This window comes from Leptospiraceae bacterium (assembly GCA_025059995.1).
Taxonomy (GTDB): domain Bacteria; phylum Spirochaetota; class Leptospiria; order Leptospirales; family Leptonemataceae; genus SKYB61.
On record JANXCF010000004.1, the window covers coordinates 25,637 to 49,246 of the forward strand.

General features: G+C 30.0%; 17 protein-coding genes. 9 read left to right on the plus strand and 8 right to left on the minus strand.

The window, feature by feature from the left end:
• Position 1 precedes the first annotated feature (1 nt).
• Both NZ853_06720 and NZ853_06725 read right to left on the minus strand, forming a co-directional pair.
• Positions 2-1,813: a hypothetical protein gene (locus tag NZ853_06720; protein ID MCS7205371.1), complete on the minus strand. Its 1,812-nt coding sequence runs from the start codon at positions 1,811-1,813 to the stop codon at positions 2-4.
• 39 nt (positions 1,814-1,852) lie between these two features.
• Positions 1,853-2,281, minus strand: coding sequence for a Rieske 2Fe-2S domain-containing protein (locus tag NZ853_06725; protein MCS7205372.1), 429 nt, complete (start codon positions 2,279-2,281; stop codon positions 1,853-1,855).
• A gap of 87 nt (positions 2,282-2,368) precedes the next feature.
• Here NZ853_06725 and thiL point away from each other — a divergent pair, with 87 nt between their 5' ends.
• Both thiL and NZ853_06735 read left to right on the plus strand, forming a co-directional pair.
• Positions 2,369-3,295, plus strand: coding sequence for a thiamine-phosphate kinase (gene thiL / locus NZ853_06730; GenBank protein ID MCS7205373.1), 927 nt, complete (start codon positions 2,369-2,371; stop codon positions 3,293-3,295).
• A gap of 157 nt (positions 3,296-3,452) precedes the next feature.
• Positions 3,453-4,343: a hypothetical protein gene (locus tag NZ853_06735; GenBank protein MCS7205374.1), complete on the plus strand. Its 891-nt coding sequence runs from the start codon at positions 3,453-3,455 to the stop codon at positions 4,341-4,343.
• Here NZ853_06735 and NZ853_06740 read toward each other — a convergent pair.
• The gene (locus NZ853_06740; GenBank protein ID MCS7205375.1) at positions 4,338-5,567 is read right to left on the minus strand and encodes a hypothetical protein; all 1,230 of its coding nucleotides are present in this window, start codon (positions 5,565-5,567) and stop codon (positions 4,338-4,340) included. The genes NZ853_06735 and NZ853_06740 overlap by 6 nt on opposite strands.
• A 61-nt stretch (positions 5,568-5,628) precedes the next feature.
• On the opposite strand from NZ853_06740, the gene NZ853_06745 reads away from it, so the two are divergent.
• Positions 5,629-7,374, plus strand: a complete 1,746-nt coding sequence (locus NZ853_06745) for a hypothetical protein (protein MCS7205376.1) — start codon at positions 5,629-5,631, stop codon at positions 7,372-7,374.
• A gap of 256 nt (positions 7,375-7,630) precedes the next feature.
• Here the strand turns inward: NZ853_06745 and NZ853_06750 are convergent, their stop codons facing one another.
• From NZ853_06750 to NZ853_06770, 5 genes are read right to left on the minus strand one after another with little or no spacing between them, the layout of a single operon-like run.
• Positions 7,631-9,625 (minus strand): hypothetical protein, encoded by a 1,995-nt coding sequence (locus NZ853_06750; protein ID MCS7205377.1) that lies wholly within the window; start codon positions 9,623-9,625, stop codon positions 7,631-7,633.
• Positions 9,622-10,548 (minus strand): metallophosphoesterase, encoded by a 927-nt coding sequence (locus NZ853_06755; GenBank protein ID MCS7205378.1) that lies wholly within the window; start codon positions 10,546-10,548, stop codon positions 9,622-9,624. Before NZ853_06755 ends, NZ853_06750 begins: the two co-directional genes overlap by 4 nt.
• Positions 10,545-12,779, minus strand: coding sequence for a cation-translocating P-type ATPase (locus tag NZ853_06760; protein ID MCS7205379.1), 2,235 nt, complete (start codon positions 12,777-12,779; stop codon positions 10,545-10,547). The genes NZ853_06755 and NZ853_06760 overlap by 4 nt, the downstream gene beginning before the upstream one ends.
• Before the next feature lie 23 nt (positions 12,780-12,802).
• Entirely contained in the window at positions 12,803-14,296 is a 1,494-nt protein-coding gene (locus tag NZ853_06765) for a hypothetical protein (protein MCS7205380.1), read from the minus strand.
• A gap of 2 nt (positions 14,297-14,298) precedes the next feature.
• Positions 14,299-15,450, minus strand: coding sequence for a glycosyltransferase family 4 protein (locus tag NZ853_06770; GenBank protein ID MCS7205381.1), 1,152 nt, complete (start codon positions 15,448-15,450; stop codon positions 14,299-14,301).
• Between the two features lie 47 nt (positions 15,451-15,497).
• Here NZ853_06770 and NZ853_06775 point away from each other — a divergent pair, with 47 nt between their 5' ends.
• The 6 genes from NZ853_06775 to NZ853_06800 are packed head-to-tail and all read left to right on the plus strand — an operon-like array spanning position 15,498 to position 23,606.
• Entirely contained in the window at positions 15,498-18,368 is a 2,871-nt protein-coding gene (locus NZ853_06775) for a hypothetical protein (GenBank protein ID MCS7205382.1), read from the plus strand.
• Between the two features lie 9 nt (positions 18,369-18,377).
• Positions 18,378-19,778 carry a hypothetical protein gene (locus NZ853_06780; protein ID MCS7205383.1) on the plus strand — a complete coding sequence of 467 codons (1,401 nt, stop codon included), beginning with the start codon at positions 18,378-18,380 and terminating at the stop codon, positions 19,776-19,778.
• 9 nt (positions 19,779-19,787) lie between these two features.
• Positions 19,788-21,491 carry a phospholipase D-like domain-containing protein gene (locus NZ853_06785; protein MCS7205384.1) on the plus strand — a complete coding sequence of 568 codons (1,704 nt, stop codon included), beginning with the start codon at positions 19,788-19,790 and terminating at the stop codon, positions 21,489-21,491.
• Positions 21,470-22,207, plus strand: coding sequence for a hypothetical protein (locus NZ853_06790; GenBank protein MCS7205385.1), 738 nt, complete (start codon positions 21,470-21,472; stop codon positions 22,205-22,207). Before NZ853_06785 ends, NZ853_06790 begins: the two co-directional genes overlap by 22 nt.
• On the plus strand, positions 22,204-22,884 hold the full coding sequence (gene coaE / locus NZ853_06795) for a dephospho-CoA kinase (protein ID MCS7205386.1): 681 nt from the start codon (positions 22,204-22,206) through the stop codon (positions 22,882-22,884). The genes NZ853_06790 and coaE overlap by 4 nt, the downstream gene beginning before the upstream one ends.
• Positions 22,881-23,606: an SPOR domain-containing protein gene (locus NZ853_06800; GenBank protein ID MCS7205387.1), complete on the plus strand. Its 726-nt coding sequence runs from the start codon at positions 22,881-22,883 to the stop codon at positions 23,604-23,606. Before coaE ends, NZ853_06800 begins: the two co-directional genes overlap by 4 nt.
• Positions 23,607-23,610 lie beyond the last annotated feature (4 nt).

Below are 23,610 nucleotides of genomic sequence, written 5' to 3' on the forward strand. Positions count from 1 at the left end.
TTTAATTTTTGAAAAAAACGAAAATGATACCCCATAAGATATGAAGTAATGTGTGTATTGCTAATGACGGCAATACACTTTCAGCCCTTTCTTTTATGAAAGTTAAAAGTAATGCATAAAGAAATACAAAGGGACTTCTCATTATTGCAAGGATTAAACTATTCCAGTCTTCGTAGAGGGTTGGAAAATCCATATGATAAAAAGGTAAAGTAATGGTTGTTAATGTATAAAGTATAGATGTGAAGATAGAAGGTTTTGATATAAAATACACACCTTCAGCTCTTTGGACTGGGAAATAAAAGAGAAAAATACTATGGATTATGGAAAAAAATAGAACTCCACTTGCAATTGAGCCGAGTAGGCTCCCCACAATAAAATTATAGATATTTTTATCAATGAGAAGTTCTTTAGGTAGCCAAATACCACCCAGAAAACTCACAATTAGCACAAATGGAAAAAAGGCAACCCATTTAAATCCCACTGGAACTCGAAATCCTAAAACAAAATAGTTCTTATAAAAATACTTGTATCCAAAAATAAAAATCACAACAAAGTATAGAAAATAAAACACATCAATTCTTATACTTAAAGGCAAGGTTATTAAATGTAAAAAATTAGAATACAGTATAGCACTTGAAATGATAAGCCACGAAATAATGTTCGGTAATAAACTAATAAACAATGTGAAAGTTAATACTTTGAGTATATCAAGACGTGAAGGATGGTAAAAAGCATTTTTGCAAATTTCAATAATTTGACTTGGTGTTAACGCTGTTCCAGTTATCCTTGGTGAACCACCAATTTGGTTAGAACCACCCCATCGGTTTTCTTTACTATTTGCGTTTTTATCAAAGATGTTGAGTCGTTCATAAATTTTCTCTAAATCCAAAGGACTAAATATGTTTGATTTTCTTATTGTGTATGTGTTATGATTTTTTTTCAATATAACAAAAGTGGGCTTTGATTGATAGACTTTATTGAGATATTCTTCTAATTCATAAATCCCCAACTCACCTTCAAAAACTGCAACAGAATCATCATCTGTAATATCAGTTCGAAGAATTTCTATTACGTTTTTGAGATTCTTTAAATCTTCTAATTCGAAAACTATTTGATCAATAAGATTTAAGATTTGATGTGTATATTCTACAAAGTTTGTCGTATTCCAAATATTTTTGCTTTTTAAAGATAATTCTAATTCCCTTAGCTTATCTAATTGATTTTTGTATTTTTTTATTTGTTCCTGAGGGAAAGCCGTAATGTCAATGAGTTCTAATCCCAAGGCATCAATTACACCCTCCAGACGGATTAAGGGAACGATCTTCTTGTATTGCTTTGAAGTTCCGGAATTCATATAATTATGATTGAGTAGTATCCATATGGCAAAGATAGTATCTAAGTCTGGTTCATTCGCATAGATAAACCAATTCTTATCTTTGAGATTTAATCCCTTGCGAATCAGTATCAGTGCTTGTTCACATGTAGATAGAGTAAAGGTTCTTTCGCAATCTTCATGGTGATCCAAATTATAGATTTGCCTTTGATTGTCTAAGAAAGGTTCTCCTTTTGCAGCTCCATCTAAAAAAATACTTCTCTCTGGGAATTTCTTCGCTTCCTGTAAAGTGACTACAAAATCTCTTTGTATTTTTACTGTAATATTAGGAGTCTCAATGCAAAATAAGACATCCCCTTCTTGGGTTCTTTTTATCCGATAGCGATCAGGTATGCGTCTTTTTTTTTCGTTAAAAATTGACTCAATCTTGAAGTGGACTTCTTTTTGATCGCCATTAAGTATCTTCTCTATGTATTTCATAAAACTTTATAAACTAGCCCACTTTACTTAAGCAAGTTACTATGATGAATGATAAAACCCTCTAATCACTAAGATATTTGTTTCTTGGTAAAAATTCAAGAGAATTTTTAGTAAAGGTTTTCTTGCAGGACCTCGTTTGACTAAACCTGTTTTTGGACAAAAAGTGGCACCGTGGACTCTACAAATAAGGTTTCCATTTTGATCAAAAAATCTATGATCTCCTAAATCCATAGGAACCTTAATATGACTACATTCATTAAAAAATCCAAGTAGTTCATGATTGTAAAAATAAAAAAATGCTTCTTTTGTTTGGTTTTCAAAAAAGGGAAGTTCCAGAGTATAAGCTTTGAAGTTTAATGGATCTTCATTATCAAAGATGGGTATTTTTGTTTTTAAATGAATCTTGATTTCTGGTATATAGAACCAAAATCCACTATCAAAAGTAATTTGGTGAAGATTTGATTCCAAATTTGCATCCACAATATAATAATAACAAAACCCATAAAAAAGAATAGGAATTCGCTATCAAAGAAAATTCTTTGTTTTTGTATAATTATGAGAGAAAAACTCACAGAAGAAGAAATCATTAAAAATTTCACGAAAAAAAGCAAAAATTTTCATAACGATGACTGTGAAGTCTTGCCACTTCAAAATCGTAAAAACACCCTTATAACCTGCGATACAATGGTAGAAAATACTCATTTTCGCCTTGATTGGCATCCTCCTAATCTTTTGGCTAAAAAATTGTTTCATGTGAATCTCTCTGATATAATCTCAAGTGGTGGAGTACCGAAATGGTGCCTGATCCAAATTGGAATACCTAAAAACCTAGAGGAAAATTACATAATGAAACTAATAAAATCCTTTCGTAGAGAATGTGAAAAATTCCAATGCGAAATTATTGGTGGAGATACCTTTGCCTCTGAAAGATTGACTTTGTCTCTGACGATGATTGGATATGCAGAAAAACACATAACTAGACAAGCAAAACCCAATAGCTACGTTTACGTAACAGGAAACTTCGGGCTATCTTTGTTAGGATATAAAATTTTAAATCAAGAAATTGCATTACCCAAAAACCTTCAATCAATAGCTATAAAAAAACACTTAACACCAAAAGCAAGGTTTGATATAGTAAAAAAAATCTATCCTTATGCTATTTCAATGATGGACGTTTCGGATGGATTATACCAAGATTTGACAAAAATGGCAAAAACCTCAGGCTATGAATTTGTAATTTATTTAGACGAAATTCCCATTCATCCTAACTTCAAAAATTATATATCTTTTGAAGATGCTTTCATCTCTGGAGAAGAATACGAATTGATTTTCACTACTGACAGGGAACTAAAACTCTCGGGTATAAAAAAAATTGGTTACGTAAGTGGTAAAAAACTAAAAAAAAACTCTGATCCAGTCATTTGTTTTTTAAACAAAAAAAAATATAAACCACAAAAATTAGGATACCTGCATTTCGATTGAATTCACTTGTAGTTTTAGCAACACTATATTCTATGGTTTCATGTTTAATAATAGCTTTTTTAAGTATATCATTTATTTTCTTTTGATATTAACTTATTTTAACTTTCCTTTGGTTTTTGATATTGATTTATCCTTTAACAATCTAGATAATCTAGAAATGAAAGAGAAAATAAAATCTCAAAATCAAATTCAAGACTTTCCTATAAGTTTGAATGGTTTAATCGTTCAATATTTTTTCTTGATGGAATTCAAAGAAGAACTACAATCAAATGAAATATCTTCTGAGTTTATACCACAAAGAGCTTTTCAGATGATGTCAATGGAATTTAGAAAGAATCTTACGTTAATCTTGACTTTTCTTTTTTTGGATATGTTGATTGTTTTGTATTTAATTTCATATTTAAATGGTTTATCATTTAGTATAAAGTTTAGAAAGTTGTTATTGATCTTAATTTTAGTTGTTTTGCTTATAGATGTCTTTTTGATTAGGAAAGTAGAGTCATCTACGGAATTTTTCTTCTTGGACTTGAAATTTTTTTCTAACGTCCTTGATAGTCTGTTTTTGTTCATGACAACTTTTTATATTTTTGAAAAAGAACCTCATACTCCCCAGAAAAAATACTTAGATTTTCTACTCAAAAAAGATGTTTTTGTTTTTAACCTCAATAAACAATATCTATTACTTTTCAGAGATTTTTCAATAATCATATTCATAGCTTTAGTAGTTGTAAATATTTTGCTTTTTCCCCTTTTCCTTTTTCAAATCCATTATGATAGTCTATTTGGCATGATTGTTATTGTATCTTTGTTATTTTTATTTTGGTTTTATTTACGCACATATAGTATGGTTTCGAAACAAAAAGAAGGTAGTTCACATTGGTATCATGCTGTATTGTTTTTGGGATATCGTTTTTTGAATAACTTTTTCTTTTTTTCCATCATTATATTAAGTATTTTTTTAGTTGGTATGTTCATTAGTTTCGCAATTTTATTGAATTCTCAAATACTTGAATTCTTCGGCTTAGTCCAAGAACATGAGAATTTATAGAACCAAATCGATTTTTACAGTTGTTTTCTGGGTTTTTGGTTCAGGATAGATCACACATTTGTATTGAATCCCCTCTTTTCTACAAATTTGCTCTAAGTAAGAGTTGTATAATAATCCCAATCCTGCTCCTAATTTTTCTGCGTCGTCAATATCTTCATAAAAGCTTGCAATACTAATACCTTCTACATCAGTTTTCATTTTTTTTCTTAATTTTTGAGTGGTTGCTTCATCAATCAAACCATAGTTCGAAATAACAATTTGCAGTCTCGATAAACTAAAAGAAATCAACCTTTCAGGGTTTAGTATCCATGAAATCTCTAGATTTTGTTTTTTTTCTAAAGCTATATTTCTTAACTTTAATCGATTTTCTCTATTGCGAATAAAGCTATCAGCTTTGTTTATAGGTATCCCAAAATACTTATTTGCTAATAATAAAAAATGAGCTTTTTCTGCATTTTGAACAAATTCCATGATCAAATTACTTAAGTGTGTTGCTATAACAGTATGTTCTAAATAGTGATAGATCAAGCTTTGAAAATTCTGCAACATTCTATCTCGAAATTCGGTTTGGTAGATTATAAAAAATAAAAACCATACCCTTTTATCGATCCAATCTATGAATTTTGGTAAGGCTCGAATTCTTGTGAACTGATCTTCTTCGTTCAATTGATGGTTTTCTAAAATTTTTTGTGTTATTTCTTCTCGAATTCTTGCTTTGATACCTTCTAATAGATGACCATATTTTTTGTAGAGTAACTCTACTTTCTGTTCTGATATGTGATTTAACTCAGTCATTGATTCTTTGGGATGCTTTCGATTGAACTCTTTGACAACTTTTGACTCAAATAAAGACTTTGCCAGTGTGGGTGTTAATTTTCTATACAATATTGCATAAACGATTAAATTATTTGTGCTGATGATTTCGTTTCTTAATGGCAATAATTCTGGTTGTGCTGAATAGATTTCGTCCACATAAAACTTCATGATCATTTTTTGCATTACTTGAGCATTAAAGCTTTTAGTAACAAAACCTTCTTTTGTATATCCATTTATATTTTGATATCTTCGTATCACAATTAAAGGATTGGCAGTTGTGCTTAAGAATTTTAATCCGATAGGAGTCAAAAAAACATATGAAGGTAGTTCAATTTCTGGTTTCTTTGGTTGTATTGACTTATATTTTTCTTCTATTTCTTTGAGATTATATCTTTTTTCGATTTCCATATTTTTTGAAGTTTATATAAAAATTTTCAATTTAATTTCGAATATAATTTAAATTAAATTTATGAGATTGTTAATCATCTTACTTTTTTTTTACTCTTTTATTTTGTATAGTCAACAAATATTTGAAAATAAAAGCGGTCAAACTAATACTTTTTCGGAAAATTATATATCATCCCAAATTGAACTTTTTCAGAAAGGAGAAGAATATTTTTTCAAAAAGCAATATCAAACAGCTAAATTGTTTTTTGAAAAGCTCATATCAATAAATCCTGATCATCCTTATGCACATTCCTATTTAGGGGATATCTATTTATATCTTGATGATCCTAAAAAAGCACTAGAACATTCTCTTATAGCAAAAGAGCTTTTGCAAAATCAAAACAAAACAAATCAAACTAAAATTCATCCAATTAGAGAATTATTTCGGATAGCTCAGTTATATTATTTACTAAATCAATTAGAAAAGTCTCAAAAATATTGTAATGAAATTCTCAAACTAGAGCCAAAATTTCATCAATGTTTTTTTTATTTAGGATTAATTGAAATTCAATTATATAAAAACAGGGAAAAAGCAATAGAAAACTTAAAAAAATATCAAACATTTCTTCAAAACCAAGCCTTACAAAATCCAGAGTTATATCAAAAAGAACTTCAAAACGTTCAATTGTTAATCCAAAAATTAGAATTCAAAGACGAAAATTCCTTGACTTTAAAAAAGGTATTAGATCCTCTAAACTTAATCAGAACTGAAAATCAACCTTATAAGCCAAAAAAACTAGAAGATTTACCAACCATTAGTCAAATGGATCTTGATACCTTACCTGAATTAGAACAAAACCTTTGGCATGAATACTTTTATTTCAAAACCAAAGAACCCCAAAAAGCAAAAGAAATTCTTTTAAAAATAGAAAAGAACAAAAAAAAATCTCGAAAAGAAAACTTTTTATTAAGAAAATATCTATGCTTTCATTACTATCAAGACCAGGCATACATAGAGGCAGAAAGAGAATGTAAGGAAGCTTTATCTTATGAACTCGACAAAGAAATTTTGGCTTATTTATCAAATATTTATTACAATCAAAAAGATTTTGAAGCATTCGAAGATACTATTTACCAATGGCTTGAGATTGATAAAGACAATCCCAATGCGCTTTATCTTTATGCCTCCTACCTTTTCGAAAGAAATCGACTTAAAGAAGCACTTCATTATAACTCAAAAAACCTTTATCAAAATCCCAGTCACAAAGATGCATTACTACTGCAATTATCGATTTACAAAGAACTAAAAGAGCATGATCTTTTAAAGTCCGTGTTAAAAAAACTTTATTTATACCATAAAGAAGATATTCAAATCCTAAGAATCATTGCCTATTCGTATTTGGAAATCCATGAATGGAAAGAAAGTGAATCGATTTTAAAAGAAATTTACCAAAAAACAAAAAAGGTTGAGGATGGATTGCTTCTTATTAGTTCTTATTTACAACAAGATGCATACGATGAAAAAAAAGTATTAGAAATTTTTTCTGAACTTTATGCCCAATACCCAACTCATCAACAATTAGTGAAGTCTATCATATTATATTTCAAAGAAAAAAATACCAATTTTGACACCATCAAAACTATAGCAGAAAAATTCATCGAGAGCGAAGAAGATCTCTCAAAGAAAAAAGAAATTTTTGATATTCTTCCCAATGAAATTCAAAAAGAAATCCAAAACGAAATATCTCCAAATTTCTTGAAACCAGAAGAAAAACCCCTCAACTTAGAAAATGAACGTCAGAAACTTCAAAATGTTTTAGATAAGTAAAAATGTTTTAGATAAGTAAACATTTCATTTTGAGCTTTTGAGCTTTTGAAATTGGATTAACTTGAGTTTTTAATTTTTAGTTCATTTCTAATAACATGGCAAAAATTAGAAAAAAAAAACATAACTACTTCAATGGAAATAGCTGAAAAGTTCCGTTTTTGCAAAAAGCTTAAAGGTCAGCTTAATAAGATCAACTAAAAAAATAAGAAGTATCTTTTGGTCCAAAGAGTGAATGGCTCAAACTTGACGTTTTTAATTAATCTTGTTCAACTATTTCTCTGAACTTCTCTAAGTATTCTAAAAGTGCTACTTGGTGTGGTAATTTTGAACTCTGTTTAAGATAGTTTATGGTTTTTTCGATCCATTTTTCATTCATTAAATTTTCTCTACGTATATACAAGGGTTTGATGTCTTTCAAAGATTTGATTTCTTCAAATCTTTGTAACTTATCATAATAAAGCAATGAACTTAGTTTTTCAATGTCATCTTTGTAATTTAGAGCAAAAGCCAACTCATCGATCCAAATCAAATCTTGGTATTGTCGTTCTATATATTCAATTGCCCTTTCGATTCTATCAGGTATGGTTTTCAATTTTTCTTTTGGGATATAGGGTCTTTTAAGTTTGAGTTTTTTTTCTTTTTTTTGTTCGTTCGTTTCTTCTACGATTTTGTTTTCATTGGGCTTGTTGTTGAAAGTTTTGACATTGAAGTTTTCTTGTTTATTTTTATTTATGTTTTCTACTGTAGCTTGCTTTACGGAAGAACTTCCAAGCTTTTGGAAGAACTCCCATAGTAAAAAAAAGAAATCAATAATTAGACTAACCAAACTCTTTTTATTCTTTTTCTGTATCTCTTTTTCCCATTCTTTGATTGCTTTTCTGAGTAGTTGCTGATCTTCTTTTAGGGGAGCAGGTATAGAAGATTCGGGAATTACAAAGTCATAAATTCCATTAGAATAATTACTTCCTTTGAGCATTATGTGGATAAAACTTCTTTTGTCTTTGTTTCTTATGAATGCTCTTGGTATGTTATATTTATAGATGACATAATAACCTCTCTCTGGATTTGATTGTTTAGATTGATAAATAATCAACTCTGGATTTTTATTTAAATTTAAAATTAAATTTTCAAAGAGCTCTTTTTTTGTGATTTTAAGTTCATCTAATAAGTTCTCCAATTCCACAGGAACTTCCATCATATTTTCTGATACATAATAAGGCTCGAAGTTCATGTTGAATTTTTTCAAAAACTCATTTGTAAATAAATCCATGAAATAAGATTTCTTTTGGTTTAGGATGCTTTCGACAATACCTGTTAATTTACTTAATATAGAAACCATTCTCTTTAAACCTGGCCAACTATCTTCGTTCTGCAGGGAAGAATGTTGAATAAAAAAATCGAATATGGTATCATAAGTTTTTATTTCAGTTGGTTTGATGAAGTCGAAATATGATATAATTTTTTTTAGAATTTCCATACCTACTTCAAAAGTAGATTCAATATTAGACTTTTTGAAAAAATAATGCTGATCTGCTACATAAGTTAAGCTCGAGATAGTAGGATAAAACAAGTGAAATTCTTCATCGATGGATACAAGCAGTGGATGATTTCCACGTTGGAACAAATAAATCTTTATATCCTCTGTGAGAAATTTACTTGTTGCAAAGTAATTATGTATATCAATGCTAGTCATTGTCAGAAATTGGATGAAGTACTGATATAATTCAATATGCAGATTCAATTTCTTAATAAAAGCATTGAAACTTAGTTCATAAAAGTTTTGTATTAAATCCAATAATTGACTTCTTGTTGGAATTTCTATTTGGTTAAGTAGTTTCAATAAATTTCGATAGATTTCGAAAAAAGTTTCATAGCCTTTTACTTCATCATCAATAAGAAACTTAATCAAGCTGATTAAAGAATACTCATTACAAATTTTTTTAATTTTTTCTACGTCATCTTGTTTTAATGTTGGTGGACGGATTAATCCTATTTTCTTTTGTAGTTTTGAGTTTTCATAATCAAAAAATTCGTAAGAAATCAAAACCTTCCTTTGAGTTAATATCCTTAAAACATTAGAGTCAAAATTTGTAGCTTGATTTAAGAGCCTTAAGCTTAAAGGATTTCCTGTTATGTTTAAAGCAGCATAAGTTGCTTGCTCAATGAATTTAATTTCTCTTTCTACGGAGGGATTCAATCCAATGATAGCAGCACTTAATTCAGTCGATGAAACAAAGTCCTGTGATTTCATATTTCTTTCTCTTCTTTATCTTGGACGTATTTTTCTTGGATTTCTTTTACTTTTTTTTCTAGGATTTCGACATAAATATAATAGTGCAACTTTTGATTTTTATCTTTAATGATTCTTGGAACCTTAGCAGGATTTACGTAATATGTATCGTGAATTTTTTTGATTGGGATTCGTTCTTTTTTTTCTAAGTTTTTGATATAGCTAAAAGCTTTTTTTGAAATTCGATGGTGCATATGCCCTGCCACAACCAATGGAATAGATAACCCTATGCTTTGAGCAAAAGAAATGATTTCAGCAAAGTCACTATCTCCAAAATCGCCATAATCGGGTTGAAAATCACATCCCCAAATATCCATAGGAAGATCACCCAATCCCATAGGTCCGTTATGTCCTAAGAAAATCAAAACTTTTGTTTTTGGTTTTTTCTGCAAATAATCGTGAAGTAGATTTTTCATTTTTTTGATAGAATCATCAAATGTTTCTACACCATACTTCATTTTCAAAAAGTTTTTGTAGCCTATGGTTTTTCCTCCAATTGAGTGGGGACGAACCAAAAAGATGGCAGTCTCTTCATCCAAAGAAAAAATCTGATATCCACCGCAGTGGAAGTTTTTTCCCAATTTTTTCTGAATCACCTCAAGTCTCTGGTTTACTTTGATCCAATCAGATTCTTTTACTTGCCACTTTTTTTTAGAATAGATTTCAGCCAATAGTTCATGAAGCCTAAACCCGTCGTGATTACCCCAAATCAGAAATGATTTTTTCTTCAGCTGACTCAGATGAAAATAAACTTTATGGGACAATGAAATCAAACCCAACAAATCACCCGTAAATAATAAATAATCATAGTCAGATTGATTAAAATATTCTACATCAAAATCATCAAAATGTCCATGCAAATCACCAAAAAGAGCAAGCTTCATTTTGTCTCTTTGATTTTTTTTAAAAAACGCTCTTTCGATAAAGAATATAAGCTCAAAGAGGAAACCACCACTGAAACCGAACTCATTGCCATAGCTAATGCTGAAACGGTTGGATTTAAATAACCCAAAGAAGCCATAGGGATGCTTATGACATTGTAAGCAAAAGCAAAAAACAAATTTTGATAAATCTTGCGAATGGTTTTTTGAGAAATCCAAATCGCAAAAGGGAGATTCCACAAATCAGGATGAATCAACACAATATCAGAAACATTTTTTGCTAAAGAAGTTCCATCACCAAAAGACAAAGATACATCGGCTTTTGATAAAGCCGGTGCATCATTGATTCCATCCCCTATCATACCCACTCTTTGTTTTTTTTGCTGAAATTGTTGTATTAAATGGAGTTTTTCTTCTGGCTTCAAAGAGGTATACACTTGATTGAAAGGCAAAACCAAAAGATCTTTTGTGGATTCTTTTCGATCACCCGTAGCTAACACAACAAAAAAGCTTCTTTTCAAAAATGAAATCACCTCAAAAGCTTCTTTTTTAAAGGAGTCTTTTAATAAAAAATATCCGTAAGCGTGATTTTTAATAGAATAACACACCACACTTTCATTTGAACTTTGCGGTATCAGAAAACTATCGTTGGAGGCTTTGTTTTCGAAAATCCATTGTTCATTTCCTACATAGATTTCGTATTGGTTTTGTTTATATAAAGATTTAACAAAAAAACCTTTTCCGGGACGATGGTTAAATTCTATGAACTGAAATTGAGAATTGTTTTTTAAATTTTGTTTTGATAAATATTCAACAATAGGTTTTGCTAAAACATGCTCTGAAAGTAAAAAAGATTGATAAAGTATTTCGAAAATTTCACCAAGATTTAAGTCATTTTGTAGTAGAAAATGTTTTGAGTCTAGAACTTGGGGTTGTCCTTTGGTGAGAGTTCCTGTTTTATCAAAAACGAGCACTTGAAGTTTTCCTAACAATTCCATTGCTTGTAGGTTTTGGAATAGAATTCCATACTTAGCGGAAATCCCTGTGGAAATCAAAATGGCAATCGGTGTTGCCAAACCCAAAGCACAAGGACAAGAAATCACCAAAACCGAAATCGCCCTCAGGATTGACTGAGCTAAATCTAAGCCAAAAACGAAAAAAGAACCAACAAAAGAAAAAAAGCTTATGATTATCACAATGAATACAAAGCGAGAAGATACCTTATCCACAATCTTCTGAAGTTTCATTTTTGAGTTCTGTGCCTTTTCTACTAATTCGACTATTTTTGATAAGGTTGATTCTTCTGGAGTTTTTTGAACTTGGATTTTTATTATCCCAGAAAGATTGGTGGTTCCCGCAAATACCGTAGAACCAATTTCTTTTTTCACAGGAAGACTTTCGCCTGTTAGTAAGGATTCATTACATTCTGTTATGCCTTCAATCACTACTCCATCCACAGGAATGTTTTCGCCAGCTCTCACTAAAAGCACATCTCCAACCCGAACTTCTGAAATGTCAATATCTCTGATTTGATTGCCATCTACCCGATGACAAACTAAAGGTTGTAAGGAAACCAAATCCTCAAGGGCTCGTTTTGCACGCCTTTTGGCAATGTTTTCTAAGACTTTACCCAACAAGACAAACGTTATAATCAACACCGAAGACTCAAAATACACAAAAGAAGGGATTGAGAACTTTTCAGCAAAAAACATCACAAATAAACTATAAAAAAACGCAGCATTTGTTCCCAATGAAACCAATACATCCATGTTGAGTCCGCCTTTTAGGATTGATTTCCACGCGCTTTGATGAAATCTCAAACCTACTCCAAACTGAACTGGGATTGCCAAAAGCAATTGAACCCAATGAGGAAGATGAATGAAAAACATGCTCACCAAAAACGGAATTGAAAAAAAGACACCCACAATAAGAAGTAAAAATTCATTTCTCTCGTACCTTTTGTTTTCAATTAAACGTTGGATTTGTTCCCTTGCGAAAAGATTTTCTCGAACTCGGGCTCGATATCCCAAATCTTGGATTTTCTCAAGTATGAGCTTTTCGTGGTTTTGATTTTTATTGAGCTTTACTACAGCAACGGAAGTGGCAAAATTGACTTTAGCTTCTTCAACCCCCTGAGTTCTTTTCAATACATTTTCTATTCGTTGGGCACAACCTACACAATACATACCCTCAACTGCTAACGTTAAGATTTCTGATTCTTTTTCTTGATCCATGTTTTCAAATAAACGTAAAAATTTTAAAAAATGAATTTTTTTTGAATGATAGGAAGAACGTAATCATCAGGAGTAAGTCCTTTAATTGCCCGTTCAAAATGGAATTCTATTTTGTTATAAACAATATCATTATTCAGAAAAGGAATTCCCATCATGGTCCAAAGATAGAATGTCTCGAACTTTGATAAATCAAGCAATACACTTGAAAATTGATCCAATCTGCCAAAGTAATAATCTTCTAAATCATTAGCCCAATAGGTTTCAAATATCTTCTGTGGATGAGGATTAGGATAAAATTTAAAATGTTCAAAATCAATTGAATAGTTTTTATCATAAAATTTTGATGATGTTCCATAGAGAATCTTGATTGTATAGTTCTCTTTGAGTAATTTCACGATAGGAATTTCTGGTTGAGTCGTTAAGTAAATGTAAAGTCTGTCTAAAAGTTTTTCTATCAATTGTTCTTGTTTAGAAATATCCCTTTCTTCATCAAACACAGGCTGATCTTTGATTGTTTTTGAAACATCAATATCTTCTAATCCAACGGGATAAAACTTGAACTCGCTCGAAAAACTTTCTTTTTTCGTGAGTTTGCCTTTTTCGAGCTCGAAATACATTCCAGGTTCTTGTGATAAAACAAGAAATTGATTTTGATATTCTTTTTGGATTTCTTTTTCCCACTCCGTGATCTTCAAGAAAGGCAAAACTCCTGAAATTTTAAGAAACTCAGAAAAAAAATCCACTGGATAAATCATACCTTGACCTGTATAGATTTTTACAAAGTTTTTTAAACGATATATGTTTTTTAATTCTAAGTTTTCTTCAAATTTGTAATAATCCCATTCGATTTCTTGTTGTCTTTTTTGAAAATAATTTTGAAGCTTTTCTTTGCGTTTTTTGCCGTTAGGTTCATCAGTGGAAAGAAAAAACCCTTCGAGCTCATTTCGAACACAAACATAAATTCGTTGTTGAAAATTATTTTTCGTAAATTCCCGAAACAGAATATCGTAAGCTTCTTTTGTATCAGGAATGGCTACATCTTCCTCGAAAAAAAGAATTTCTCTTTCATTATCGATAAATAAATTCATCACATCTTTTTCATTGGTTTCAAAATGATTCTGAAATGTAACTCCCAAAAAATTTAAATCCTCATAAGATATTGGCTCAAAGTTTTTGAGTATCAGAATTTCTGTATTTGGTAAGTATTTTTTTAAGAGCGTTTTTACCCATGACAAGTTTTCTGGTAAAAGAATTTTAGGATTCTGTTGTTGATAGATAAGAAACAAACTATACGGATCGAAATGATCAGAATGAGGGTGAGAAAGATAGATCAAATCAATTTTACCTAAAAAATCCAAAGAACTTTTTTTTGTGTGAAACCAAGTAGGGTTTCTTTGTAAAAAATCTCCAAAAGCATAGTTTGTTAGCCAAGCATCGTTTAAAATCCTAATAGGTTTTCCTTTTTTGTTTTGGAACTCTATCATAACTTCAGAATGCCCTAAAAAAAAGATTTTCATAATTACATGATCCTTTCGTAGATGTTATGAATACTTCGTTGTATGTAGAATTCTTTTTGAACTTTTTGTTCTGCGTTTCTTCCCATTTTTTTTCTCAGTTTTGAGTCTTTGTATAACTCCCAGATTTTATAGGATAGCAATTCAAAATCGTCATAGCTTACAATATATCCTGTGACGTTATTTTGAACTAACTCATGAATGGCAGCTCCATTCCCAGCAATCACGGGCAAGGAACTATATCCAGCTTCTAAAAGCGTAATACTAAAACCCGAAAAAGGATCCCTACCATCACCACCAGGATGAAAATATACATCTGAGTGGAAATACATCATCCCTAATTCTTTGTCACTTAAAAACCCTAACAAAGTTATATAATCTTCTAAGTTATGGGAATGAATCAGCTCTTTTAGAAAATAAAACTCTTCTCCACTTCCTGCGATGAACCAATGGATGTTTTCTTTTTGAATTAACTTGATAAGGTGTTCGAGAACGAAAACCCCCCTATGAATGTGTTTTTTTTTTACTAAAGGACCGACTGTCAATATCTTGAATTGATCTTTTTGTTTTTTGAGAATGGTTTTGAAGTTTTCGTTGACTGGATGATCTTTTGTATGCTCCCATCTCGCAAATAACCCCAAAGGAATTAATATTAATTTTTCTCGAGGAAAACCATTAATCAAAGCCAATTCATAAAAATAATGGGTATAGGTAAAAATATATTTTGACTCTCGAAGAAAGCGATTCAATCCAAAATGAAAAAAAGGGCTTTTTTCTAAATCCACAGGATGTAAAATGATGGAATACGGAATACCTAGTCCTTGAATAAAGGGGTACAAGTATTTTATATTCGAATATAAATTACCGATTAAAATATGTTTTATTGGGATTTCTTTTTTTAACTTTTCTAATTGGATGACTATTTCTTTGATATGATTCTTTTTTTTAAAAGAACGATTCGGAATTATGTGATGATAAATCGTTTTAGACAAATAGTCTTCGTAATCGGCATTTTTTTTTGGTTCAGGATAGCTATCTAAAAAAAAAGTAATGATATACTCATCTGGCCAGAATTTGACCAAACCCAAATGAAAGCTTTCGATTCCTCCAGGATAAGGACCGAAAAAATCTGTAATGAACACCACATAAGGCTTCATAAAATTTTTTAAAAAGAATCCTCAAAAATCCACATATTATCCTATGTATGAAAAATCAATTACAATGGTTGATACTCATCAGCATATTCGGCTTGGCTTTAGGAACGTTTCATTGCCAAAAAAAAGACCCACAAAAGACAGCTCCTCTAGATACTCTCAAGCAAACTTTTTCTAATTTTGAAATTCTGTTCTTGAAAAAAAGCCACGAAGAACTCAAAAAAAATGATGATTTTCTCTCTAAACTGAAATTTGTTTCTGAATATACAAAAGAAGGAAATCCAACAAATTACTTTCCTGTTTTTCAGAAGGATGGGTGTTTTTACTCTTCAGATCCCTTTTATTTCCATAATGAATTTGGACTAGCAATTAAGTATTGTTCATCGGTAATAACAGAAAATTATCAGCAAATACAAGAATATCTTCATAGAATCGATGAAGACATTCAAATTCATCTTCCTACGGAAATAATTAGTTTTAATAAAAAGACGTTGGATTCGTTAACAAAAGAATCATATCTGATTGTATATCACTCTTTTCTTGATCCAAAAATACAAAAGAAATTTGAAGAAATTCCAACAGAACTCTTTTTCTTCTCGGATAAGTCTTTTGATAAAAATCAAGAAACTCAAGTTTTTATCCCAAAACGCTTCTTTGAGGTGGAATATGGATTGCTTATACAAGAAGAGCGAGTTCATTTTCTATACAAGCTCAAAAGAAATTTTCTCAACATAACCATAAAAGATAAATCCTTTGCAAAAGAATTAATTAGCTTCTTTACAAATTTTCCCTTTAAAAAGCTCATGGAAATCTCAACGTCAAATTCTTTAAAAATCGATAAGTTATTATTTCAAAACAAAAAACCCAAGATGATTACTTTGTCTTCTCAAGAAGATTTTGTGATTTTAGAAAATCCAAAAAATCAAAAAGTGAGCTATTTTTTCCCCTATACAAATATTGTCTTTGATTTAGATGAGTTTGATTATACATATAAAAATAACCAATTAGAAATTTTTACTAATCCTTCACTTTTCATGAAGGTTCATCAGCCTCAAGGAAACATTCATCATCATTGGCTTGTAAATGATGGAACTGGGTACGTGCCCCTAAGCATATGCCTTTGGAATACTCCTTGTAGTGTGAATGATTTAAATCACAGCGAATTCGAAGACTCTAATTCCATTCAAGACTGTGATCTCAGTTCTTTTATTCTTACAGAACTCAACCCTTTTGGTTTGTATAGTAATGATAGAGTTAATGCCTATGGCAAATTCATTGAAATTTATAATAACAAAAAATGCTCAAATAAAATTTATTTATCGATTGATAACGTTCTTGTACCTTTTCCTGATAATTTGTTAGAGACTTATTATGTTTTTGCTCCTTCTGATAAATATATTCTTTATGAAAACTTAATTCAAGACGTTTCAGTTGTTTCTTTGAAGCCAAGTTCTCAAATCGATGTGGTGCAGTTTTTTCCTTACAAACGAAGGACTTTATTTTCTGGAATACATCCTGAAAACTCAAGCGAAGAAAATTACTTTATCTATGGTGATAAACAAAATGGTATTTTTAAAGATGTTCATTCCCTTGTTTTAGAAAACCAAGATTGGGGGTTTCATTCCCATGATTGTATGGGGCTTAGTGATTGCCATCAATACGGCATGAGTCCAGGATATGAAAATCCAAAAGTTCTTGAGCATCAAGAATGTAGGATCTCAGAAATTTTCATCGGAGGTCCTTACAATCATCAAAATAAACGTCTAAGCTCAGATGAATTCATCGAGATAGAATGCAAAAACTCAAATACAGTAGAACTTCATTATTTTAAAATCAAAAATAACGATAAAACTTATAAATACTTCTTTCCAACCCCCAAAAGAAATCGATTTTCCCTGTTTGCAGAAAAGCCAGTTTGTTTGATTAACGAAAACAACGTAGTTTTCTCAAATTTAAAGATACCTAATGACTATAGATTAGAACTCACAACACCAACACAAAACATAAAGCTTGACTATAGAATCTACTCAAATGCTGTAAATTCTCAGAAACCAAAGTCGATAAACATTGCGGGCACGACCCTCACCCTAACAAGTGATGATCAAGAGTTAACCCACTGCATAGGCAATGCAACTCCAAATCAACAGAATCAATTTATCCCCGTTCTGGAAATTGATGGATACCAACAGAAGCACTTTCGTTTGATTTCTTCCCAAAATCAAAATCGAATAGAAGTTTACGAACAAAATGGACAACGATTATCCCATTGGACTCAAGATTCTTTTACTGATTTTAATTGGAATCCACAAATCCCTTTAAAACCTCATGAACGTCAATTGTTGCGAATTGTTATCGATTCAAAATTTCTCATTTATGATGAACTCTTTTTAGAAAAGCCTTTTTGTTTTATCGATTTACTTCATATTCATACTCCTGAATACTTACGGATTTGTTTTTTAGAAAATGATGATCAAAACCGAGCTCTCTTTCTTAAAGATAATCACACAGAAATACAAATACAGCCTATTGCCACAAAACCCATCATAATTGAAAACGAATATCTAAACCAATTAGAAAAAAATACATTTTCTGCCAAAAAGAATCGATGTATAATCCTTGTTGAACCCAAACCAACGATACCAAATTTTTCTGTTATAGAACCGCATTCGGGTTTTGTTGATGAATTTCTTACAACATCAAATAGAACAAGAATCGGTAATGGTTTAAGTGAAAACGAATACATAGAAGTTTATTGGAAAATTAGAAAAAGCTCTAACCAGTTCGAAAAGATTTCTTTGTGTTCCTATGGAGTTCCTGAGTGGAAAATTTCTCCTTTTAGTATTCCAGATGGAAAAGTAGTTTTAAATCAAATTCGAAAAAATGGCAAAGCGTTCGGAAACTTTCACTTTTATATCCCATAGGGAGGAAATATGAGAATTCTTTTACTTTTGTTTATTTTTGTTATAAACTTCTATGTGTTATTTGGAAGTGATGGAAAGTTAACTTCAGGTTTTTATAGCAATTTCTTTATTACTACAACCAATGAAGGACAGAATCAAAACCGAAAAGTTCAAGAATTTCAATATTTTGGCATTCCTTTGGTAGTGAATTATGTCGATGAACATACGATTGTAGATGTTCACCAGATTATACTTTTTCCTGTGTATAGAAAAGAGGACCATGAATTTCTAAATCCTATCAAAAAAGAAAAACAGCAATCTCAAATAAAATTTTTTAGCTTTCAGAATACTTTGATGGGCGCATATTATGAAAACTTGTTTTTAACATTTGGATATGCTGATCCTTATCATTCTACTCTTGATAAAAATAGAGCCATTTTTGGAGATACGTTTTTTCCCTCTTTGGATGTTCGTGTTCAAACCCAGCGCCATATCTTTGTTTTTTCCCCCATTTACTGGACCGAACTTTCCCAAAGGTATGAAAGAAATTTCGAAGACAATAACATTCATTTCATTCATCAAATCAAAAAAGATATAAATTTTCAATTATCAAATCATCAATATAAACTACATTATAGCTTTCTTTTTGATTTTTTTGCTTTGCAATTTGGGTATTATCGATATGAGCAGGAAAACCCCTACTCCAACAAAAAAAACTTTATTGGATTTGATTACTATGACTTTCGAACTTTGTTTTTCAGTGAAAATATCAATTTAAGACTTAGAATAGCAAACAGTAAAGGAAGTTTTTCGAATTCGAATGTTATTTACCCTATATTCGGTTATAAATATCAATTTTCGCTTTTTCTGGAGTTTTATCCTTTTCAGCTCTATTTTGATGGCAGTAAAACCACGAAATCCAAGTTTGATCCATGGACCCAAAAATATAAATACTTTGGTTATACTTCTTTTTTTTCTGAATATGTGCCATCACCGCAATTAAGTTCTACGTATGATTTGATTCCACATTATCAAATTTGCTTTGAATCGAAAAACCCATGTGAAGGGATTTTGTATTATCATAGTGACTTTTCTTTTAATGAACCAGCGGATACTTTTTATATGAAATTAAAATTTCTTTATTATTCGTTTCAGCTTGCTGTGGGTGTTGGATACATAGAGCTCTTTAAAATCAAAAAAAACCCTATTGAAATTGGGTTTGATACAGCTCTATGGGATACATTGATTCTCAAGAAACCTCAACAAAGATGGATTTATATTGAACCATTTCTCCAGGTAATTTTGAAATACAAACGATTTCTTATGCATATAAACTATTCTCAATTTTACCAAAAACATCAGGATCCACAAAAAAAACCCTATAATGAAATATCAAAAAACTTCTTATTTTCATTTCTCTTTTTGATGTGAGGGTAGTCTATGAGACAGGTTATCCTATTGATTTTAGGCTTTCTTTTATTTTGTAATCAAAAATCGAAACAAGATTTATTTTTAATTTCTCATTTGACTTCAACACCAAGGATTCATTATTATTTTACAGATCCATATGATCTACCCAATAATATTAAAGTTCGAGATAAAATCCTTGAGATCATTGAGGGAACTCAAGTGGAATTATATCTTTTTGTTTATGAAATCAACGAAAAAGAAATTTTGCAGGCAATACTCAAAAAGTACCAACAAGGAGTAAAAATCTATATTTTTGGTTCAAATGACCAAAAATACAGTGAATTCAATGAATGGAAAATTCCTTACAAAACCAATGCAGGCTCAGGCTTACAACATATAAAAATGATTCTTTCAGATAAAAAAGTTCTATTTTCTGGCACAGGGAATTTTACCCAGAGTGATATTTTTTATAATTCGAATCTCTTTATTGAGATACCCATCAATGAAATGACTGGGAATTTGTTGATCAAAAAATTTTATGAATTCGATTACCTTTCACCTATTACAATACAAGGTCCTTCTTATAAAGTAAAAATTCTAAAATCTCCAGAAAATGGCGACTCCATTCAAAGCATCATGAATAACACGATATTACGTTCAAAAAGAAAAATAGATTTTTTTGTTTTTAGTTTCTTTGATCCTACAATCATGAATTCATTATATTACAAAAGCCAACAAGGTGTATTGGTATCAGGCATTATTGATCAGCAAAGTCTAACTAACAATGAAAATATCAGACTTCTCATATCTCACCAACAAGGAAATTCGTTTTTTGTCTATCAAGATAATTTTCACATGCAATATATTGACGAAGAAGGTATCAGGAGAGGAGCGAAAATCCATCATAAAACTTTGCTTGTAGATAATTTGATTTTGACAGGTTCTTATAATCTAAGCTTGAATGCTAAAGATAATAATCATGAAGTTTTTTTTGTGATTGAAGATCCGAAGGGTTTTTTAGAAGTACAAAAAAAATACCAAACGTTATACGAAAAATCTTTGCCAATTTTTCTAAATGAAAAGAAACCCTCAATTAATGACATAGAAATTACGGATAACATATGTCAGAAATCATCTGGAAGTAGTGTGTATTTTCAAAACAAAAATGCCTTTTTGTTTATGATACACATAAAAGACTCAGAATGCCCAACAACTTATAGTTCCTACTCCAGTGGCATTGTGGGTAATCCTTCTGATGGATTTCCATTCTTAGAAGGAGTTTCTATCAAGAATTTTCAAGAGATAAAACAAACTTATAAAGAAAATCTATGGGGTTGTTCTTTTGAATGTGATTTTTGTGAGATTTTTGATTGTAGTTTATTCAAAATACAAAGCATAAACCTTAATGGAAAATATTTTACTTCAAAAGAACTCATTGAACCTATTGAGTCCTCTTTTCTTTGGGATGGTCAAAGATGGTTTGCTTTGAAAGTCAAAAATATTATTAAATTCAATCATTATTATTATTTGTTTGATATACTTGAGGGAAAAAAACAATTTTCTGGTAAAATTTCAGACGGTATTATCTTTCTAAAAAGCAAGAATAACTTATTCATAGGTTGCTTCTATAAAAATAACTTAAGAAAAAACCTAAGAACTTTTTTAAATTTACTTGAATGGTATCAAGAAAAGTTTTTAGCATTAGAAAAAGAATGTGCCTTACAAAAACATTAATTCCTTTTGTTGTGTTTTTTCTTTCTTTTGCTCTAAATGCTGATACCTTTGTGAATCTTTATTTTTTGAACTCGAACTACTTCCAAAAAGAAAGTAATATTGATTTTTTTAATAAGTTTTATAAAAACAAAAAAGAACTTCATGCACGAGGTAAAGAATTCTCGTTATTCTTTTTAGATTTTACCATCAACAATAATCCAAGCTTGTATAAAGAGAAAGAATATTATCACATCTTAAGTAATGTGTTGTTTGATTTTGGAAATTTTATTGAACAAGAACAAATCATAAAAGAAAACGAAAGTGAACTTAAAAAATACAAAGATAAGCTCATTTGTTTTAATTGCTCGGAGCGATTTAGCTATCTCTACTCAAAATTTAAATTTTTGAATTTTCAGAATATCAAAATAGGGATTTTACATTTTCGGGACTGCAGACAAAACGAAAAAGAATTAGAAAAGTTCTTGAATATGCATAAAGATACTAATTTATGGATTATTTCCTCAAAAGAAGAATGTAGTGAATTAAATATTTTTATGGAATGGATTGATGAAGCAGTGGTTATCTTTTTTATGTCAGAAAAAAAGGAATCTTTTTATAAACAAAAAAAAATATTTTATTGCTATAGCCTCGATAAAATTTGTTTTTTGACTCTAAAGCTACGAGAAGGATTATTACTAAATATAGAGAGCAATTTTTTGGATTTTAGAGGTCAATGATAAAAGAAGAAATATTTAATCAATATGATAAAATTCCAGAGAAAATTTATTGGAAAAAAAAATACTTTTTCATAGGTTTAACAGGAACGATTGCTTCTGGGAAAACTACAGTAGCAGAGTTATTTCGAAAAAAAGGTTTTAAAGTATGGAATGCAGATTTAATAGCAAAGAAAATGTATAAAAAAACAAAGATAAAAAAAAAGATTATTGACAAATTCGGTAAGGAATCTTACTATGACAATGGGGAGGTAAATACAGCCTTTCTTGCTAAATCCATATTTAGCGATAGGAAATATGTAGATTGGATTAATTCTATTATACATCCAGAAGTTAGTAGATACACAAACATTTTTTTAAAATGTTTAAAAGAAGGAGAAGTTTTGGTTTATGATGTTCCTTTGCTATTTGAAAGTGATCTACAAAAAAGTTATGATTTTGATTTAATTCTGGTAATCGATGCACCTACATCTCAAAGAATGGATAGAGCTCAACAAAGAGGCTGGAGTAAAGATGAAATTCTTAATAGAGAGAGATTCCAAATCTCACCAGAAGTCAAAAGGAAACTTGGAGATTGCGTAATCTGGAATGATTCTACATTGGAAAAATTAAATAAAAAAGTTGATTTTTTATCAAAAAAGATTATAACTTCAAAACTTAAAATGGAGGCTAATTCATGAGAAAAAGATTATTTTATATCATACATTTAGACAAGGAAAGAATTTTATTTTTATCTATCATTGGCATGAGCATTACTTTGTTTTCGTTTTTGTTTGGCTATAAGCTCGGGAAAGAAGATAACAATGAAACAAATAATTCAATAAAGGTTGAGACTGCAGTAAATTCGGATAAAGTTATTAAAAGTGAAAATTTTATCCCAAATCAAAGTTCTCAAATGGACACAAAAATAAACATAAAGAACAACAAGGATGATAAAAAAACCTTAAATCAAAAAACGAAAGTAAGAGAAGAATCTAAAATTTCAATCGATGAACTTCAAGAAGCTGAGGCTATCAAATTAAATAAAGCTCAAACTAATGAGATTAATTTGCAAAACGAAAAACAAAGTGATTTATCTATAAATGTTGAATCAGAAAATAATCAAATTGAATGGAAAGATTATAAAGAGCCATTCAGAGAAAAAGAAAACTTAAGGAGTACAGAAAAAACTGAAAAAGATATTGATTTTTACATTCAAATTGGTGCTTACAAAAGCGAGATTGAAGCAAAAAATATACAAAACTCACTAAGAGAAAATAATATAAAAACGTATATCAAAAAAAGAAATAAGTATTTTATTCTTTATACCACTGCCGACTCTGAAAAAGAAATGAATACAATAAAAAAGAAACTTATTAGCATGAACTACAAAGATTTATTGATTAAAAAATCAATTCAGTAAATTC

What these genes read in the sequence shown, in the direction of transcription:
- NZ853_06720 (MCS7205371.1), bottom strand. Translation starts at nt 1,813, where the DNA reads ATGAAATACATAGAGAAGATACTTAATGGCGATCAAAAAGAAGTCCAC.
- thiL (MCS7205373.1), top strand. Translation starts at nt 2,369, where the DNA reads ATGAGAGAAAAACTCACAGAAGAAGAAATCATTAAAAATTTCACGAAA.
- NZ853_06735 (MCS7205374.1), top strand. Translation starts at nt 3,453, where the DNA reads ATGAAAGAGAAAATAAAATCTCAAAATCAAATTCAAGACTTTCCTATA.
- NZ853_06740 (MCS7205375.1), bottom strand. Translation starts at nt 5,567, where the DNA reads ATGGAAATCGAAAAAAGATATAATCTCAAAGAAATAGAAGAAAAATAT.
- NZ853_06745 (MCS7205376.1), top strand. Translation starts at nt 5,629, where the DNA reads ATGAGATTGTTAATCATCTTACTTTTTTTTTACTCTTTTATTTTGTAT.
- NZ853_06750 (MCS7205377.1), bottom strand. Translation starts at nt 9,625, where the DNA reads ATGAAATCACAGGACTTTGTTTCATCGACTGAATTAAGTGCTGCTATC.
- NZ853_06755 (MCS7205378.1), bottom strand. Translation starts at nt 10,548, where the DNA reads ATGAAGCTTGCTCTTTTTGGTGATTTGCATGGACATTTTGATGATTTT.
- NZ853_06760 (MCS7205379.1), bottom strand. Translation starts at nt 12,779, where the DNA reads ATGGATCAAGAAAAAGAATCAGAAATCTTAACGTTAGCAGTTGAGGGT.
- NZ853_06765 (MCS7205380.1), bottom strand. Translation starts at nt 14,296, where the DNA reads ATGAAAATCTTTTTTTTAGGGCATTCTGAAGTTATGATAGAGTTCCAA.
- NZ853_06770 (MCS7205381.1), bottom strand. Translation starts at nt 15,450, where the DNA reads ATGAAGCCTTATGTGGTGTTCATTACAGATTTTTTCGGTCCTTATCCT.
- NZ853_06775 (MCS7205382.1), top strand. Translation starts at nt 15,498, where the DNA reads ATGAAAAATCAATTACAATGGTTGATACTCATCAGCATATTCGGCTTG.
- NZ853_06780 (MCS7205383.1), top strand. Translation starts at nt 18,378, where the DNA reads ATGAGAATTCTTTTACTTTTGTTTATTTTTGTTATAAACTTCTATGTG.
- NZ853_06785 (MCS7205384.1), top strand. Translation starts at nt 19,788, where the DNA reads ATGAGACAGGTTATCCTATTGATTTTAGGCTTTCTTTTATTTTGTAAT.
- NZ853_06790 (MCS7205385.1), top strand. Translation starts at nt 21,470, where the DNA reads ATGTGCCTTACAAAAACATTAATTCCTTTTGTTGTGTTTTTTCTTTCT.
- coaE (MCS7205386.1), top strand. Translation starts at nt 22,204, where the DNA reads ATGATAAAAGAAGAAATATTTAATCAATATGATAAAATTCCAGAGAAA.
- NZ853_06800 (MCS7205387.1), top strand. Translation starts at nt 22,881, where the DNA reads ATGAGAAAAAGATTATTTTATATCATACATTTAGACAAGGAAAGAATT.